15 protein-coding genes are annotated in these 16,935 nt (G+C 52.0%); 9 read left to right on the top strand and 6 right to left on the bottom strand.

What is annotated here, in order from left to right; translation table 11 throughout:
• Positions 1-31: 31 nt before the first annotated feature.
• The gene (locus tag ACFOSD_RS10505; protein WP_380696257.1) at positions 32-895 is read right to left on the bottom strand and encodes a 6-pyruvoyl trahydropterin synthase family protein; all 864 of its coding nucleotides are present in this window, start codon (positions 893-895) and stop codon (positions 32-34) included.
• Positions 896-1,043: 148 nt separating this feature from the next.
• Between ACFOSD_RS10505 and ACFOSD_RS10500 the strand changes: the two genes are divergently transcribed.
• From ACFOSD_RS10500 to greB, 6 genes are all read left to right on the top strand, one after another.
• The gene (locus ACFOSD_RS10500; RefSeq protein WP_380696255.1) at positions 1,044-1,268 is read left to right on the top strand and encodes a hypothetical protein; all 225 of its coding nucleotides are present in this window, start codon (positions 1,044-1,046) and stop codon (positions 1,266-1,268) included.
• Positions 1,269-1,342: 74 nt separating this feature from the next.
• On the top strand, positions 1,343-1,498 hold the full coding sequence (locus ACFOSD_RS10495; protein ID WP_380696253.1) for a hypothetical protein: 156 nt from the start codon (positions 1,343-1,345) through the stop codon (positions 1,496-1,498).
• 134 nt (positions 1,499-1,632) lie between these two features.
• On the top strand, positions 1,633-2,139 hold the full coding sequence (locus tag ACFOSD_RS10490) for a hypothetical protein (protein WP_380696251.1): 507 nt from the start codon (positions 1,633-1,635) through the stop codon (positions 2,137-2,139).
• Between the two features lie 2 nt (positions 2,140-2,141).
• The gene (locus ACFOSD_RS10485) at positions 2,142-2,738 is read left to right on the top strand and encodes an SCO family protein (protein ID WP_380696249.1); all 597 of its coding nucleotides are present in this window, start codon (positions 2,142-2,144) and stop codon (positions 2,736-2,738) included.
• Between the two features lie 28 nt (positions 2,739-2,766).
• Complete coding sequence (locus ACFOSD_RS10480; RefSeq protein WP_380696247.1) at positions 2,767-3,288, top strand: copper chaperone PCu(A)C; 522 nt, start codon at positions 2,767-2,769, stop codon at positions 3,286-3,288.
• Between the two features lie 278 nt (positions 3,289-3,566).
• The gene (gene greB, locus ACFOSD_RS10475; RefSeq protein WP_380696245.1) at positions 3,567-4,055 is read left to right on the top strand and encodes a transcription elongation factor GreB; all 489 of its coding nucleotides are present in this window, start codon (positions 3,567-3,569) and stop codon (positions 4,053-4,055) included.
• A gap of 21 nt (positions 4,056-4,076) precedes the next feature.
• Here greB and ACFOSD_RS10470 read toward each other — a convergent pair whose 3' ends face one another.
• Together ACFOSD_RS10470 and ydiJ are read right to left on the bottom strand one after the other, a co-directional pair.
• On the bottom strand, positions 4,077-5,429 hold the full coding sequence (locus ACFOSD_RS10470) for a class II 3-deoxy-7-phosphoheptulonate synthase (RefSeq protein ID WP_380696243.1): 1,353 nt from the start codon (positions 5,427-5,429) through the stop codon (positions 4,077-4,079).
• 137 nt (positions 5,430-5,566) lie between these two features.
• Complete coding sequence (ydiJ, locus tag ACFOSD_RS10465) at positions 5,567-8,614, bottom strand: D-2-hydroxyglutarate dehydrogenase YdiJ (protein WP_380696241.1); 3,048 nt, start codon at positions 8,612-8,614, stop codon at positions 5,567-5,569.
• A gap of 492 nt (positions 8,615-9,106) precedes the next feature.
• Between ydiJ and ACFOSD_RS10460 the strand changes: the two genes are divergently transcribed.
• On the top strand, positions 9,107-9,502 hold the full coding sequence (locus ACFOSD_RS10460; RefSeq protein ID WP_380696239.1) for a CBS domain-containing protein: 396 nt from the start codon (positions 9,107-9,109) through the stop codon (positions 9,500-9,502).
• Positions 9,503-9,861: 359 nt separating this feature from the next.
• Here the strand turns inward: ACFOSD_RS10460 and ACFOSD_RS10455 are convergent, their stop codons facing one another.
• On the bottom strand, positions 9,862-11,583 hold the full coding sequence (locus ACFOSD_RS10455) for a proline--tRNA ligase (RefSeq protein ID WP_380696237.1): 1,722 nt from the start codon (positions 11,581-11,583) through the stop codon (positions 9,862-9,864).
• Positions 11,584-12,214: 631 nt separating this feature from the next.
• On the opposite strand from ACFOSD_RS10455, the gene ACFOSD_RS10450 reads away from it, so the two are divergent.
• Together ACFOSD_RS10450 and ACFOSD_RS10445 are read left to right on the top strand one after the other, a co-directional pair.
• Positions 12,215-12,982: a transporter substrate-binding domain-containing protein gene (locus ACFOSD_RS10450; RefSeq protein WP_380696235.1), complete on the top strand. Its 768-nt coding sequence runs from the start codon at positions 12,215-12,217 to the stop codon at positions 12,980-12,982.
• Between the two features lie 208 nt (positions 12,983-13,190).
• Positions 13,191-15,191: a HAMP domain-containing methyl-accepting chemotaxis protein gene (locus ACFOSD_RS10445; protein WP_380696233.1), complete on the top strand. Its 2,001-nt coding sequence runs from the start codon at positions 13,191-13,193 to the stop codon at positions 15,189-15,191.
• 136 nt (positions 15,192-15,327) lie between these two features.
• On the opposite strand, the gene ACFOSD_RS10440 is transcribed toward ACFOSD_RS10445, so the two are convergent.
• The gene (locus tag ACFOSD_RS10440; RefSeq protein WP_380696231.1) at positions 15,328-15,561 is read right to left on the bottom strand and encodes a DUF2970 domain-containing protein; all 234 of its coding nucleotides are present in this window, start codon (positions 15,559-15,561) and stop codon (positions 15,328-15,330) included.
• 7 nt (positions 15,562-15,568) lie between these two features.
• Positions 15,569-16,927: an HD-GYP domain-containing protein gene (locus tag ACFOSD_RS10435; protein ID WP_380696229.1), complete on the bottom strand. Its 1,359-nt coding sequence runs from the start codon at positions 16,925-16,927 to the stop codon at positions 15,569-15,571.
• Positions 16,928-16,935 lie beyond the last annotated feature (8 nt).

Raw genomic sequence — 16,935 nt, 5'->3', positions numbered from 1 at the left:
CCTGAAGCGTAAATGAGTTCTGGTATGGCTTTTAAGCCGGTGTATAGGTAGCGATTGCACCCTTATCAACCCCTTCATAGGCGCGTACTTTCCACGCGCAGGTTGGGTCGACCTTGGCTTGCTCTTGCGCGATATGTTCGGCAATCAGCTCTACCGTTGTGTCCGTGTCTAAAATATAACAACGTTCTTTCGGCAGCGTCAGTTCAAAGCGGCCTTGCTGCGCGGTATAGGCAACATGGTAGCACGCTACATCAAACAGGGTGCGCTCTCCTTGAATGTCTTCGCGGGTAATCAGGTAGATGTCTTGCCAGCGTGCGGCCCACGTTTTCTCAGCAAAGCTGTCGCGGCTGCCGGCGCGGTCAATACGAATGTTGGAACGGTGCCCGTGGATCATGCGCTGGCAATCACCTTGGTGTTTTTTCAGCCCGTGCGAATAGTGATAGAACGCACCATGATTTTCTTCCGTGCGTAAGTGCACGATCACCTGTTTCACATTGGCGGGCACGACCTTGCGCACTTGTGCCGTAATATGGCGCGTGGCATCGGTTAGGGTAATGGTCGTGGCGTCCAGCCAGTAAAAAGCTTCATTGGGGGCCCGGTAGTTGAAAGAAAACCCCTGATGGCCTTGTTTGAGCGACAGTGCGCTGTCTTCTGTGCCGCGTTGAATCAGCAAACCGGGCATGTGCTCTGGCACCACAAAACGATGGTCCATGCCGCTGTCGATTTCGGCCTTGATGGCTTTTTTCACATGGCCAAAATCGAACACCATGCCTTCGTCGTTCAGGTCGCCTTCCAGTTCGACATCGACAATCCAACTTTCGCCCACAATACCGCGCTGGGCATCCAGATAACTGAAATCGATAACGGTGAGTGCATCAACAAACAAACTGGCCATGGTTCCTCCTGAAGGGAGCCGAATTCTACCTGAAAGCGCCCATTCGAGCATCCACCTTCTCGGTTCCATGGGCTAAATTATTCGCGGTTAATGGCAATGTGTTTGGGCAGCGTCTAAAGTATAAGCAGATCGTGGTTGAGTGCAGGCGATGAAAAAACATGAAGAAGAGGGCCGTACCCACAGCCACGATATAACGCGCTTGGGTAACGAAGCGAAGGATTTACGCGCGTCGTTGGCGGAAACGTTTTTGATCAGCGCGGCCATTGTCGAAGAGATGCGGGCTATCCGGCAAGCCATTCCATTGGGGCGTCCGGCGGTAACGGATGTCCGCGCGGCCCAGCCCCTGCCACAGCAGGACGATGGCCACGTTTGACTTGCAAACGTCCTGCTCAACCCTAATATATCGACCGTGCGCCGTTGCACAATAAATCGCCTATGGAGGCTCCGATGAGCAAGAAAAAACGACAACCGACGCGACACAGTCAGGTTGAACGCGAACTACGTACCCCTAAATACCGCCTACGTGTGGTCAGCGACAAAACGCAGTACGACCGTAAGCGGGATAAAAAGCCTCGTGCAGAGGATTTCCAAAAGGCAGCGTAGTTGCTGGTTTCTGGAAATTCTCTGCTAGCGTTCTTTTTCTCCTAAGCCATAGCGCGTCGTGCGACAAAATGTCGCGGGTTAATATCCTCTAAATTGTGTAATACTTGTCACAGCTTTCTTTGGAAATGGGTCTCGTGGGTTACTCTTCGACGGCATCGGCCGCGCCGTACAAAACAACACTCATGCTAACGTTAGTGGCCTTGGTTCTTAGTGCTACCGTTGCGTATTTCCTATTTCCTTATGTGCGCCATCTTTACATTGATACACCCGTATGGACAGCTCAAGCTGAGGACGACTGTGACTTGCATCAAGCTGCCTGTCGTGTAGCGGTGCCTAACGGGTGGGTGGAACTGTCGCTAGCGCCGAATCCTATCGAACTGCTGACGCCACTCACCCTAACTGTAACCCTGGAAGGCTACACGCCTGAGCAACTGCACGTGGATTTGAGTAGCCCCGACATGTACATGGGCTTCAACCGGCCAGAATTGTTGCCGACGGGTTTGCCTGGCGAGTTTCAGGGTGTGACCGCCTTAGGTGTTTGTGTTTTGGAAACCATGATGTGGGAAGCCAAAGTTTTATTACCTGTAGCCGGTGGCATGGGTGAGGTGTCCTTCACGTTCTCAACCACACGGAATTTTTAACCATGACGCGACTGAATCAAGGCTTAATGCTGTTGGTGGCCGCGTTATTGGTCGCACTTGCTGCTTTATTGCTGATCCGCAATACGGATAGGGTAAACGAACGTTCGTCTGTGGCAGCGCCGCCACCGGGCGGCGATTTTGTACTCACCATGCAGGATGCGACGTTTCAATTGTCTGATTATGCCGGGCAAATTGTGGTGATGTACTTCGGCTATACCTATTGCCCGGATGTATGCCCGACGTCGTTGGCGGTAATGAATCAGTCCATTCGCCAACTTTCAGACGAACAGCAGGCAGCGATCGTGCCCGTGTTTATCAGCGTGGATCCACAGCGCGATACGCCGGAACGGCTGCATGAATATGCGCAGTTTTTTCATCCGCGTTTGCAGGGCATTACGGGAACTGTGGCTGAATTACAGCGCGTCGGGCAGCAATACGGGGTCGCTTGGCATTATGGTACGCCTGATGAATCCGGTCGTTATTCCGTCGATCATAGCTCTAGTCTCTACGTCATCGACCGAACCGGGCAGTTAGCCCATATTGTGCACCATGATCAACGCCCTGATGCGCTTTTAAAGGCGTTGCAAGATACGCTTTAGAATTTTAGTTGAGTTGGAGAACCAGTCCGTGAAACACCTGAAAGCGAAGATTCAAGTACTATTGGTATGCGCCGCCGCAATGTTGGCGCCTTTGGCTGTTGCAATGGACCATGGCAGTCCGCACGATAAAGATCACGACAGCAGCCATTACGGTACATCCGGTGTGATGATTCATCACCCCTATGTACGCTTGATGCCACCTATGCAACCCAATACTGCTGCCTTTATGCGGTTGGAAAATACCACCTCAGAAGATCGCCAATTGATTGCGGTATACAGTGACATTGCGGAAGTCGTGGAATTGCACACGCACAATAGGGTGGATGGCGTCATGCAAATGCGTCGGGTGTCATCCATTGACGTTCCGGCTGGCGAATCAGCCACATTGCAGCCCGGCGGATACCACATTATGTTAATTGGCTTGAAAGCACCGTTGCAGGACGGCCAAGTAGTACAAATGACATTGCAGTTCGACGATGGGTCAGAACAAAATCTGCAAGCCCCCGTGCAGCACCCGAATGCTGAAATGAGTAGATCGCACGGGCATTAAAGCGCAAAGGCTGTAAAGCGCCCGTTAAGGCTTAAGGGCGCTCACCAATCTGCCTTTAAAAGTCTCCCGTCAGCACACCAGTACTTTATGGACTTTGCGTACCGACCATTTACGGCGTTTACGGGCACCGCGTAGGTCTTGCCCAAGGCGCTCTCTATACTGTTCAGCCTGATACATATGAATGATATATCATTTAAAAAATGTGTTTTTAGATGACATATCATATTAATTTTCCGTCAAGGCGATTCTTGACTTCGGTCGTGAAGGTTTAAAAAAGCATGAGCAAAACCCCGTTGATTACCCGCGCCGGGTATGACGCCTTGAAAGCAGAGCTGGACGAGCTGTGGCGGCGCGAGCGGCCGGAAGTGACGAAGAAAGTCACTTGGGCGGCCAGCTTGGGTGATCGCAGCGAAAACGCCGACTACCAATACAACAAGAAACGCTTGCGCGAGATTGATCGCCGCGTGCGCTATTTACGAAAATGCCTTGAGTATTTAAAGGTGGTGGACTATTCGCCACAACAAGAAGGGCGGGTGTTTTTTGGCGCGTGGGTCACGGTAGAAAACGACGAGGGCGACACTAAACGGTTTCGCATTGTCGGGTACGATGAGATTTTTGGCCGAACAGACTACATTTCCATCGATTCACCCATGGCGCGCGCTTTGTTGAAGAAAGCGGTGGATGATGAGGCAGTCGTTAAAACCCCTAAGGGCGATGCGGTTTGGTATGTGGTCGAGATTAATTACGAAAAACCCGCTGAGGGTTAATTCAGCGGGTTTTTAATGGCGCTATAAATGGCGCAGCGATTTCAATTCATCGGCGATCAAGAACGCTAGTTCTAACGCTTGGTCGGCGTTCAAGCGTGGGTCGCAATGCGTGTGATACCGGTCGGCCAAATCGCTTTCCGTGATGTCGAAGGCACCGCCGGTGCATTCGGTCACATTGCGTCCGGTCATTTCAAAATGCACCCCGCCAGCGTAGGTGCCTTCGGCGTGGTGAATTTGAAAAAACTGCTTCACTTCGGATAACACATCTTCCGCCCGGCGCGTTTTGTAGCCATTGCTGGCCTTGATGGTGTTGCCATGCATTGGGTCTGACGACCACACCACGTTAAAGCCTTCTTTCGTCACCAAACGCAGCAAGCGCGGGAAGTGTTCAGCAATTTTACTTGCACCCATACGTACAATCAGGTTCAAACGACCAGGATCGTTCTTGGGGTTCAGTATGCCGATGAGTTTGATCAGGTCTTCATCGCTGGTGGTTGGGCCTACTTTCAGGCCAATGGGGTTGTGAATGCCGCGCGCAAACTCGACGTGTGCGCCCTCGGGCTGACGGGTGCGGTCACCGATCCATAGCATGTGCGCCGAGGTGTCGTACCAGTGGCCAGTTAATGAATCCTGGCGTGTAAACGCTTCTTCGTAGGGCAGCAGTAAGCTTTCGTGCGAGGTGTAGAACGAGGTCTCACGAATTTGTGGTGTATTGTCCGGACTGATGCCACAGGCGCTCATGAAGGACAGCGTGTCGTCAATGCGGTTCGCCAGTGATTGGTAACGCTCGGAGTTCGGGGTCTTATCGACGAAACCGAGGTTCCATTGATGCACTTGATGTAAATCGGCCAAGCCGCCTTGCGCAAAGGCGCGCAGCAGGTTTACCGTGGCTACCGACTGTTCATAGGCTTTGTACATGCGTTCCGGGTCGGGTGTGCGGTCTGCTTCGGTGAAGCCAATGCCATTGATGATGTCACCACGATAGCTGGGTAGGGTGACGCCATCAATGGTTTCGGTGTCACCAGAACGCGGTTTGGCGAATTGGCCACCCATGCGGCCGATTTTGACCACCTTTTTCTGACCACCAAAGGTCAACACCACGGCCATTTGCAGTAGCACTTTGAAGGTGTCACGAATGTTGTCGGCACGGAACTCTTGAAAGCTTTCGGCGCAGTCGCCGCCTTGCAGCAAAAACGCTTTGCCTTGAGCGACTTCCGATAGGTCGGCACGCAACTGGCGGGCTTCGCCAGCAAATACCATGGGTGGGCGGGTGCGCAGCCGCTCTTCAACGGCTGCCAAGGCAGCCGCATCAGGATACGTTGGCATCTGCTTTACGGGTTTTTCTCTCCAACTACTTGGGGTCCAGCTAGTCATTCTTGCTCCATCATCTTTTTCATTTTAAGCGACACCTAAGGTCGCTGCTTAATCGATTCGTGATGTATTCGGTGAGGCCTCTTGGGGGCGTCCCAACAAAGGGTCCACCTAACCTCTGGAATACCGGCATCGGCAGGTCAAAGTAGTTGATTAAGTAAACTCAAAGGATGCGGCAATGTCGTATCCGATAGCCGCTTGCTTTGCGTGCGGCAAGAATACCCTGATGCCACAAGGCGATCAGATTTCGCCGGGTCTTCCACATAACGCCGCCATGACTGATCGTAAATCGCCTCACTATTAGCGCGATTACGTGTCTCATGCCCATAAGTGCCTGCCATACCACAGCAGCCTGCACTCAGAATTTCCAAACGAAAACCTTGCGAAGCAAACACCTGCTGCCATTGGCGAATACTGGGTGCCGCATTCGTGCTCTCCGTACAATGCGCCAACAAGTAATACGGCTCATCGCTTTTCAACAGACCGGCCGCAGGCAACCGCTGGGCTAAAAACTCCTGCACCAGCAGAACATCAGGCACCGCATCATCACCCAAGAGCTTACGATATTCCGACCGGAAGGTCAGCGCCATGCTGGGATCGACACCGATAAAGGGAATATCGAAACCTGAAAGCCCTTGCAACCACTGCGTATGGTTTTTTGCTGCTCGTTCAAAGGCCCTGTGAAACCCATGCACATGCAATGGCTTACCGTTGGGTTGGAAAGGCATCACCAGCGGATAAAACCCCAGCTTTTGCAGCGTATTGAGGACATCCAACACCGTGTCCGTATCAAAAAATGTCGTGAACGCATCCTGTACCAGAATGACCGCCTTGGCGCGCTGCTCTACCGACAACTCAGCCAGCGTCTGCGCGTTCGCCCAGGGGATGTTGCGTTGGGTAATAGCCTTTTTCAAATTCGTACGGCTGATCAAGGGGCTATCGACCATACCGGCCGTCTTAGCCAGCAGCCATTTCACGGGTGCTGAGCGCATCGGCACGTTGTATAGCCCGCGTACCGGTGCAAAAAAAGGAATCACATATTCTAAACTGCCAATGAAATAGTCCTTCAACGGACGCAAATACCGGCTGTAATAAATCTCTAGAAACCGAGACCGGAACTCGGGCACGTTGACCTTGATGGGGCATTGTCCAGTACAGGATTTACACGCCAAACAGCCCATCATGCTGTCGTGAATTTCCTGGTTAAAGTCGGTGTCGCCGCGACGACGCGCCAGGCGTTCACTGAGGGTTCTAAACAGTTTTCCGGGAAGTGTGAACAAAGCAGACTGTGACCGAGCTTCGGCGGTTAAATCGGTTGTACTGATGCCACGGTCGGCCAGTTGCCGTTCCCATTCCCGAATCAAGGAGGCGCGGCCTTTGGGTGTTTGACGACGATCACGTGTCGCTTTCCACGACGGACACATAAAGTCGTCGGGGTTCCAGTTGTGACAAGCGCCATTGCCGTTGCAGTAGTTGGCGTCGGAAAATTGGTCCCACACTTGTACGGGAATAGTGCTATCCAATTCGCCACGCATGGTCACTTCATCAATTTTCAACAGGGCAATATCGGCTTGCGGGGTGGCGATTTTTCCGGGGTTGAACTGGTTACGCGGATCAAACACCGCTTTGATCTGTTGCAATACCGGATAAAGCTCACCAAAGAATTCAGGCGCGAATTCAGAGCGAACGCCTTTGCCGTGTTCGCCCCACAACAGGCCGTTGTATTTACGCACCAAGGCCACCACTTTTTCGGTGATCACCCGAACTTGCAAGGCTTGTGCGGGATCTTTCATATCGAGCATCGGGCGAACGTGCAGTACCCCGCAGTCCACATGGCCAAACATGCCATATTTCAGGTTGTTACCATCCAATACCGCACGAAACTCCATAATGAAATCGGCCAGGTTCTCTGGCGGTACGGCGGTGTCTTCCACGAACGGAATAGGGCGCGCCTCACCCTTTGCGTTGCCCAACAAGCCAACCGACTTCTTGCGCATGCCCCAAACCTTATTCACCGCGTCCGTGCCACGGGCAATGCTGTATCCCGTCGGTTGGCCTGGCTGTCCTTGTACGCTGTTTAAATGCGCGGCCATGGTGTTGATTTTGGCGTTCAGTTCTTCATCACTCTCGGCGGTATATTCCACCAAGTTGATGCCCTGAATATCGCCGGCGGAGTCGGGGAAGTATTCCTTAACGCTGTGCCAAACAATGTCGCCTTTGGCAAGGTTCAACACGACGTTATCCACCGTTTCAATGGACGTTGGCTGCTGTGACATGAGCGCTTGGGCGTCACGCAGTGAGCTTTCAAAGCTGTCGTAAAATACGTTAACCAGCGCCGATGTTTTAGGAATTACCAGCAGATTGAGTTTAGCTTCGGTAATAAAACCCAAGGTGCCTTCGGAGCCGCACAGGATATTATTCAGGTTGAAGTGGCCTTCTTCATCGCGGATGTGCGCAAGGTCGTAGCCGGTCAAGCAGCGGTTTAGAGGTGGAAACTTGGCCTTTATGGCGCTTTCATGTTGGTTCCAAATCGCGCAAACGGTGCGGTGGATCTCGCCCACGCGGCCGGGTTTACTGCAGTAGGTTTCCAGATCCACATCGGACATGGCTTGGCTGTGCAGCACTGTGCCATCACCCAATACGGTGGTGAGTTCCAGTACGTGGTCGCGGGTTTTGCCATAGGCGACCGAGCCTTGGCCGCTGGCGTCGGTGTTGATCATTCCGCCAATGGTGGCGCGGTTGCTGGTGGAGAGTTCCGGGGCAAAAAATAAACCATGCGGTTTCAGTGCGGCGTTTAATTGGTCTTTGACGACGCCGGTTTGCACGCGTACCCAGCGTTCCTTGGCGTTGATTTCTAAAATACGATTCATGTGGCGCGATAAATCGACCACAATGCCGTCCGTTAACGATTGGCCATTGGTGCCGGTACCACCGCCTCGCGCACTGAGGACGATGTTTTCATAAGGTGCTGTGTTGGCAAGGCGCGTCAATATTTGTATGTCTTCCGCATCACAAGGAAACACCACGGCTTGCGGCAGGACTTGATAGATTGAGTTGTCGGTGGATAAGACGGTGCGGGTGGCATAGTCCGGGGCAAGTTCACCACGAAATCCGGCGGCTTTGACGGCGCGCAGGTAGGCTTGATATTCCTGTTGAACGGGGCTTAATTCCGACAGCTTGGGTAACATGGATTCAGGTCACTCGATCAATCGATGAAGGCCCCGTAGTGTAGCGAAGTTGGGGGGCATCGCACAGTGCGCTGTCGCATTTTTGGTGGCATTCGTCGATATAATCAGCCACCTTTAACGCTGACAGGTACAGTGTGCCGAGGGACACCTACCCGATAGGCTTTCGGGTTATGCCTCCGGCGCTCCACGGCAGGCCGGGAGTCACGCCTTGAGGCATAATCCCTACGCCCCTCGCGCCAGCAACGGGAAGGCATGGTTTTACTTACACGCCCACTCTAGGCTACACCGCCCAATGTGACTGATCACCTCAACGCACATATGTTCTCTAAAAGCCATGTCTTCCAGGGTGGCTGGTATCTTAAAGCTCGGCTGTTTACTGAAAACAACGAGACAGCTATTGGCTAATTTTTCTTTCCAGAATCTGATCTAACGCAGATGGATAGGCGATAAAGGTCTATACTGTTTTTGACGCATACCAAAAGGAGCAAGACCATGAATGTTGAAGCTAAAACCGTTGCTCAATACATGCTGACCACGACAAAAACGGTGTTTGCAAATCAAACCGTTTCTGAAACTGTTAAACATCTGTTGAAATGGAATTTACCCGGCTGTGCAGTGGTCGATGAAGAGCATAGACCCATTGGTTTTGTCTCGGAACAAGACTGTCTGCGCCAGTTGCTGGAAGGTCGATATCACCAATCAGATGCACTGGTGAGCGATGTGATGAGTAAAACACTGCTCAGCGTGGCACCAGACATGTCTATTATTGAATTAGCGCAAATGATGGCGCAGCCAAGACCCAAGATTTATCCCGTCATCCAGAACGGTAAGCTCGTCGGGGAGATTCGTCGCTCTGATGTGTTAAGGGCGTTGTCTGAATCACGTTAGAAAGGTGCCACTGCCGACGGCTTTTAGGAAATTTTGTTGCCGATTTGAATGAGCCCAGCCGCGCTGGAACCAATGGCTTTTAGAGCACATATGTGAATTGAGGTGATCAGTCGCGTTGGGCGGCATAGTCTAGAGCGAGCTTATGTGGCTCGCAGGCAATGCCGGTGTCGGCGCGAGGGGCGCAGGGATTATGCCTCAAGGCGCGACTCCCGGCCTGCCGTGGAGCGCCGGAGGCATAACCCGAAAGCCCATCAGGTAGGTGTCCCACGGCAGGCTATACCGCTCCAACGTGACGGTGCCCTGTCTACCATGTACCAACGGCAGGCTTTACCTTCCTGCCGTGTGGAAAGACTGACGGTTTACACCTTGATACGTTCTGCCAGCGCTTGCGCAATTCCTGCCAATGGCCATTCTTCTTTCTCGCTGGCGCGACGATGTTTGTATTCAATTTGGCCCGCTTCCAAACCACGGTCGCTGACAACGATGCGGTGCGGAATGCCCATCAACTCCATGTCGGCAAATTTCACGCCTGGGCTTGTTTTCTTATCGCGGTCATCTAACAACACTTCAATGCCCATGGCCGTCAGCTCGTCGTACAGCGCCTCAGCGGTGGCCATCACCTCAGGCGACTTATGTGCGTTCAACGGCACAATGCCTACATGGAACGGCGCTATGCTGTCGGCCCAGATAATGCCATTTTCATCGTGGTTTTGTTCAATCGCCGCCGCCACGACACGCGTAACACCAATGCCGTAGCAACCCATCGCCATGGTGACTTCTTTGCCGTTTTCATCCAACACACGCGCCTTCATAGCGGCAGAATACTTGTCTTGCAGCTTGAAAATATGGCCCACTTCAATACCACGACGAATTTCCAACACACCTTTGCCATCCGGGCTCGGGTCGCCAGCCACCACATTGCGCAAATCAGCCACCGGAGGCAACGGTAAGTCGCGGTCCCAGTTGATGTTGAAATAATGCATGCCGTCTTCGTTGGCACCGGCGGAGAAATCGCTGCACAATGCCACGCTTCGGTCGATGATCACCGGCAAATCCAAACCAATCGGGCCGAGCGAGCCAGGACCAGCACCAAAAGCGGCACGAATTTCAGCTTCGGTCGCGAAGGTGAGGGGGGCGGCGACCTCGGGCAGCTTTTCGGCTTTAATTTCATTCAATTCGTGGTCACCACGAATCAACAAAGCAACCAAAGGTTCTCCGACTTCATCGGAGGCTTTCACCACAAGGGTCTTCACCGTTTTCTCAATGGGTATTCCGTAATCGTTTACCAGGTCGGCGATGGTCCGTGCGTTGGGTGTGGCCTTCTTCTCAAGTTCGGCGGTTGGTGCGGCACGTTCACCCACGGCAATGGCTTCCGCCATTTCAATATTGGCGGCGTAGTTGCTTTCTGTGCTGAAGGCAATGTCGTCTTCACCAGAATCCGCCAAAACATGGAATTCTTGACTACCGGAACCACCAATAGAACCCGAGTCTGCCTGCACCGCGCGGTAATCCAGACCCAAACGGTCAAAAATACGACAGTAGGTCGCATGCATGTTCATGTACTCATCGTGCAGACTGTCTTCACCGACATGGAATGAGTAGGCGTCTTTCATAATGAATTCGCGTGAGCGCATAACCCCAAACCGTGGGCGAATCTCATCACGAAACTTGGTTTGAATTTGATAGAAGCTGATTGGCAGTTGTTTGTAGCTGGTCAATTCATTGCGCGCCAAATCCGTGATCACTTCTTCATGCGTTGGCCCTAACACGAAGTCGCGGTCATGCCGATCCTTCATGCGCAACAGCTCAGGGCCATAGGCCTGCCAGCGACCGGACTCTTGCCATAAGTCAGCGTCTTGCACGACGGGCATGACGACTTCAAGGGAGCCGGAGCGATTCATTTCTTCACGTACAATACGTTCAACTTTCTTAAGTACCCGCAAGCCCGTTGGTAACCAAGTGTACAAACCCGATGCCAACTTGCGGATCATACCTGCGCGCAACATAAGCTGGTGGCTGATCACCACGGCATCGGTGGGCGTTTCTTTTAAAGTAGCGGATAAATAGCGGCTGGCGCGCATGCGGAAATCCTTGGTCAGTCAGAATTGTTCAAGGCGCACATTGTACGTTAGGTCTGCCGCAAGTGACCAGTGCTCCACAGTTATGTGGAAAGTTTTTCGCACAGTTGACCGGTTGGCACGTTCTTCGCTAACTGGACTATAAGATCAAGTTTTCTCAGACTGTACGCCAAGACGAGAAAACTTACGGCACCAATATTGGGCAAGACTTTCAAATTTGCGTCAATGATTGCACCAAATTGATCGCGTTAGCGACACGTGAGCAGGTTTTACGAATAAACACTTTATCCCTTTGGCAGAAACGTCTAGTTTTCCACCATAGGCTACGGATGCGAAGTAATAAGTGGGCAATGATTTTGCTCCCGGCGAAGCATCTCAACAATAAGAATCATGAAGGTATGCCCTATGTACCCAGCAGGAACCGATGCGATCATTTACCCTTGTGTGGTGGGTGTCGCCATTCCTTCTCCAGCCCGTCGGTATGCCCTCAGCGAGTGGTTCGACGAATAGCATATTCTATCTCCCCGGTTTCGAATGCATCGAAGGGGCAAGGGTGGAAACGTCTGTCACTTGGTCAGGCGATGCAGTTCGGATAATTAAACACAACACACAGAAAATAACGAGAACGAGGAACATGATGAAAACATTAATCAAAACGGTTGCCGGTACGGTAGCACTGGGCCTGGCCCTGACTGCAGGCGCGCAAGAGCGTAACGTTCGTTTGGCAGTAGACGTACCTTACGAGCCATTCGCTTGGCAACAGCCTGATGGCGAATTGGCCGGTTTTGAAATTGAACTGGGCAATGCCGTGTGTGCAGAAATGAACCTGAACTGCTCTTGGGTAGTGCAGGCTTGGGACGGCATTATCCCTGGCTTGTTGTCGCGTCGTTACGATGTGATCTTCTCTTCCATGAGCATCACCGAAGAACGTGCTCGTAGCGTACTGTTCTCTGAGCCTTACTACACCACGCCCAGCGGTTGGTTCACGCCTGAAGATTCAAGCATTAACCCGGACAATCGTGCGACTCTGGAAGGTCAGCGTGTCGGCGTACAGCGTGGCACTATTCAAGACGATTACGTGACGCAAGAGCTGGGTGATGTTGTACAAGTACGTCGCTACGCGACCGCTGACGACATCGTGGCTGATTTGCGCGGTGGCCGTATTGACGCCATCGTTTTGGACTTCCCCGTAGGTGAAGAAACGATTTTGAGCCTCGGTGGTTTCAAAACCGTTGGCGAAACATTCGTACCGCCTATAGCAGGCCCTGGTGTTGGCGCGGCGTTCCGTCGTAATGACACCGAACTGTCAGAAATCTTCAACGAAGGTCTGCGCCGCGTGAAAGAAAACGGCACCTACAAGACCATCATGGACAAGTTCTTTGCCTACAATGTAATGATCTAATCATTACCCGCAGGAATGCGCCAAACAAAGGAGGGGTCATTCGTGGCCCCTTTTTTTGGTTTGATCGACATTTCCTGACCATTCGGCATGCAATGTCAAAAATATTTACCAGTTGTTCGTTTTAGTGCACGGCCAGCTTCGGTGCAGTAACTGGTTTCGTAATTTGGATTCCCGCAAAGGGTATAAAGCCGCTGTTGAGGAGGCGTTCATGAATCTTTCGGTGATTCAGCGTATCGTATTAGGCTTCGCTGTTCTGGTGGCCATCAATTTGGTGAATGCCGTTTATGCTTGGCGCGGTCAGGTACAGGTAAAAGAACAGTTCAATCATATCGATCAAGACATCGTGCCTTTACGGCAAGCCTTGAATGAGCAAGTGGAAACCTTGCTGCTGCTGAATCGCGTCGTCACGCAGTTTATGGCAGAGGACAACGCGGAGCGTTTAGAGCGGCTAACACAATCGTTTGATGCCCAACAAGCACAATGGGAAGCCTCAGTGGAAGAGGTCGTGTCCGCCGAATTCATGCAAACTTTGAATACCGAACAATACGAACAAACCATTGCGGAAGTGCGCGCCGTGATTGATATCGCTCGGACGCAGTTTCCTAGCCGGTTGATGACCCTACAAAATCAACAGCAATTGCGTACCTTGTTGACCGGTTTTACCGATACATGGACCCGCTTTGACAGTGATCTTGAATCCATGGAGTTTTTGTTGCGCGATAACGACGCCATCGGTTTCTTCGTACCTTATGTGCGTCGGTTAGGCTCAGAAATGGATATGTCGGTATCACAATTGCTGACCTTGGAAACCCTGCAGCAAGTGAATTTTGCCGGTTCAGAGCAGGAAAGTCGGGTCAGTGAAATTATTGGTATGTTACAAGCCATTGGTGAAGAAGAGCCGCGTGTCGCTGAGGACCTAACCGGTTATATTGCCGCCTTAGAAGCCTTGATTCACCCGGAAACCGGAGCCTATGCACTGCAGTCCAGTATTCTGGACGCAGAAGTGGCGCGCGGTGATAGCCTAGCCCAAATGGAAGAAGATGTTGATCTGGCGCTGGTCGGGTATCGTGGTGTCATTGAGCAGATTCAAACGGCAAACAGTAATGCCAGTGCAGACGCTTTGAGAACACAAGAAACGGTGCAGCAGGTGATGTGGGCGTTGACCATATTTGCGTTATTGGTGGCTGTGTTGGTGGCCTACGGTGTTGCGCGGGTGATTCGTGTGCCATTGCAAGCCATTTTGCGAGCCCTCGACCGTCTGCAAGACGGGGATTTGGCCACCCCGGAATTTGGCAAAATGCGCCGCGATGAGTTCGGCCAGATTCAGCAGCGTATGCTGAATGTGGTCGGTAATCTGCGTGGTATTGTTCAGCAAATTCGCTCCGGTAGCGAATCGGTGGACCTTTCGGTGAAAGAAGTTGTGGCAAACAGCCGGAAGACAACACGGTTGGTCGAAGAGCAGCAAGACAAAACAGATCAAATGGCCACTGAGGTTACCGAAATGGAAATGGCTATCGGCGAAGTGGCTCGGTCAGCGCAAACGTCTTTGGAAGAAATTTCTGCGGTGAATCAACGGGCCATTGATAACCAACAGCAAATGACGGTCGCCGTGAGTGCCATTGGTGAGCTGAAAACCTCTCTTGTGGAATCGTCAGAAGTGATTGAGTCACTCAGTGCGGAAAGCGAAAGAATCCGTGAGATCGTCACGGTGATTCAGAACATTGCCGAACAAACCAACTTGCTGGCGTTAAATGCTGCCATTGAGGCCGCGCGAGCCGGTGAGCAAGGGCGTGGCTTTGCTGTGGTGGCCGACGAAGTGCGGACGCTTGCGCAACGCACACGCACGTCCACGGAAGATATTGACGCCATGGTTCAAGCATTGCGCGAAAAAGCCTCTCTAGCCGTTACGCACATGACGAAAAACGACAGCAAAGCCAATGAAGTGGTCGAGCATGCAGAAAACACCGCTGCGTCGCTGCAGGAAATGCTGGAAGGTCTATCCCATATCGACCAAATGGCGCACCAAATTGCCACGGCGGCGGAACAACAAAGCATGGTAGCCAAATCGGTCAGCGAGCACGTGGTTGAAATCGCCGAGGCCGCAAGTCAGGTGTCTACCAATGTGTTGCGTAATGGTGAGTCGTTCAGCGATGTGGCGAAAACGGCAGACGGACTCGTGGCCAGTGTGTCGCATTTCCAAAGCCGCTAATTTTAAAACCGATCTTTCTCAAGCTGGCGTTGGTAAAAATGTCTTCTAAATGCTCATTTACACACTGTAAATTGCGCATTCTCAGAAATTTTTGCCTACCCAGCTTTTCGCCTTAGCAGTTTTAGTAAGTACCACCCTAGACATTAATAAATTTTGACACTACCCATACCAGGACAAACAACGCAACGAAAAACCCGAGACCCATCAACAAACCCACGACAAGAAACCGCAAGGGTGAGGAGCTGCTGGCGTCTTCTTCCCAATTTCTATTGGTTTGCACACCCAGAAAGGCCGCAAAAACACTCTTTATGGCACGCCACCAGGTGGGGCGTCCGCTTTTTTCAAACTCGCTGTTCGTACTGTCTTTCATAGGGTTGCTACCAAAATAATAAGCCAATCTGCGTTTCCGGACGATCTTGCTGGGAATCTTTAATGCCTTGCAAGCCGATACTCAAGAGATTAACGACATCGGCTTTTAGCAATGTTCGCTCACTGTGATAAATGTATTTGAGGTTATCAAGCAAGCGACTCAGTTCCCATCGTAAGGCAACGTGGAACAGTGCCGCCGATTCCAGCTCTTCACCCATGGCCGTCGAGACAGCACCCTGTTGCAACTCTTGCAACCATTGATAGTGCTCTGACGTCAGGACACCGGCACTGTTCACCGCGCGGTGAATGGCAGCCAGCGAATGGTAACACGCCGCCATGATGCGGGAAGGGCGTTCTCGCGGCAAGGCCGTTACCATCGCATAAAGTGACATGTAGCATTGATTGAGTTGATCGACAGAGAGCAGTGAGTGTTCCACCAACGCTGGAATCTGATCTTGAGGGGTCGATAGCTCAGACTTCAATTTTGCAGCCTTTAATGCTTTGACCAAGGCTTCGTAGGTGTTCCGGAAGTGCGCATCGGCAGAAATATGCAGAATATGACGGGCATGGGCTAACGTCATGCCTTGCGGCCACAAGCGCACGGTTAACAAACCCCACAATAAATCCGACATGGCCAATATTTGCCCTAACTGGGACAGTTGCTTTGCGCTTTTCTGGTGTGGATAGCCGCTGCCGTCACAGCGTTCGTGTGATTCTGCAATGGCCCTGATGATCAAGCCCGGCAGCTTGGGGATACGCTCTAGAAATGGTTGCGCGAGCAAGGGATGCTGTTGATAAACCGTCCAATACTCGGGTTCTGTTTTGTTGTCTACCGTCTCTTGTGTCAGACAAACAATACCGAGGTCATGGCACAGGCCGGCGACGAAGGCACCTTGTTGGAACGCTTTATTCTGCCCCATGTGATGCGACAATACGGCTGCCATCGCGGCACAAAATAAGGCTTGTTGAAAGTGTTCCGGAAAGGCTGCACGCAGTATGCTTAACCACTCAAGAACGCGGGGCAACTTGGCCGCAACCACCGTTAGCGATTGCAATTGATCAAGCGTAAAAGTGGTACTGATTAACTGCTGCAAATCGGCGGAATGAGTAACTTGACGCACCAACTCCTTGTAGAGATCTCCCTGCGTAATCTGTGCTTGCACCTTAATGCAATCCAATAACGGTGTCTTCAGGTTACATTGGGCCAGTCTGGTGAGCTGTTCAGCACTTAAGGTCTGGTCGATTGAGTGCAGAAGTCCTTCTTCTTCGTCTACCACCCGTTGGGTGGTCGTGATCTTCAATGTGTCAGCGCAACGAGCGAGATTTAACGCCAGATGCGTCATGGCTTTTGCTACATCAGTGGGCATAAAAGCAT

Origin of the sequence: Salinispirillum marinum (assembly GCF_042650105.1) — a bacterium.
Taxonomy (GTDB): Bacteria; Pseudomonadota; Gammaproteobacteria; order Pseudomonadales; family Natronospirillaceae; genus Salinispirillum; species Salinispirillum marinum.
This window is presented reverse-complemented; position numbering and strand designations above follow the sequence as displayed.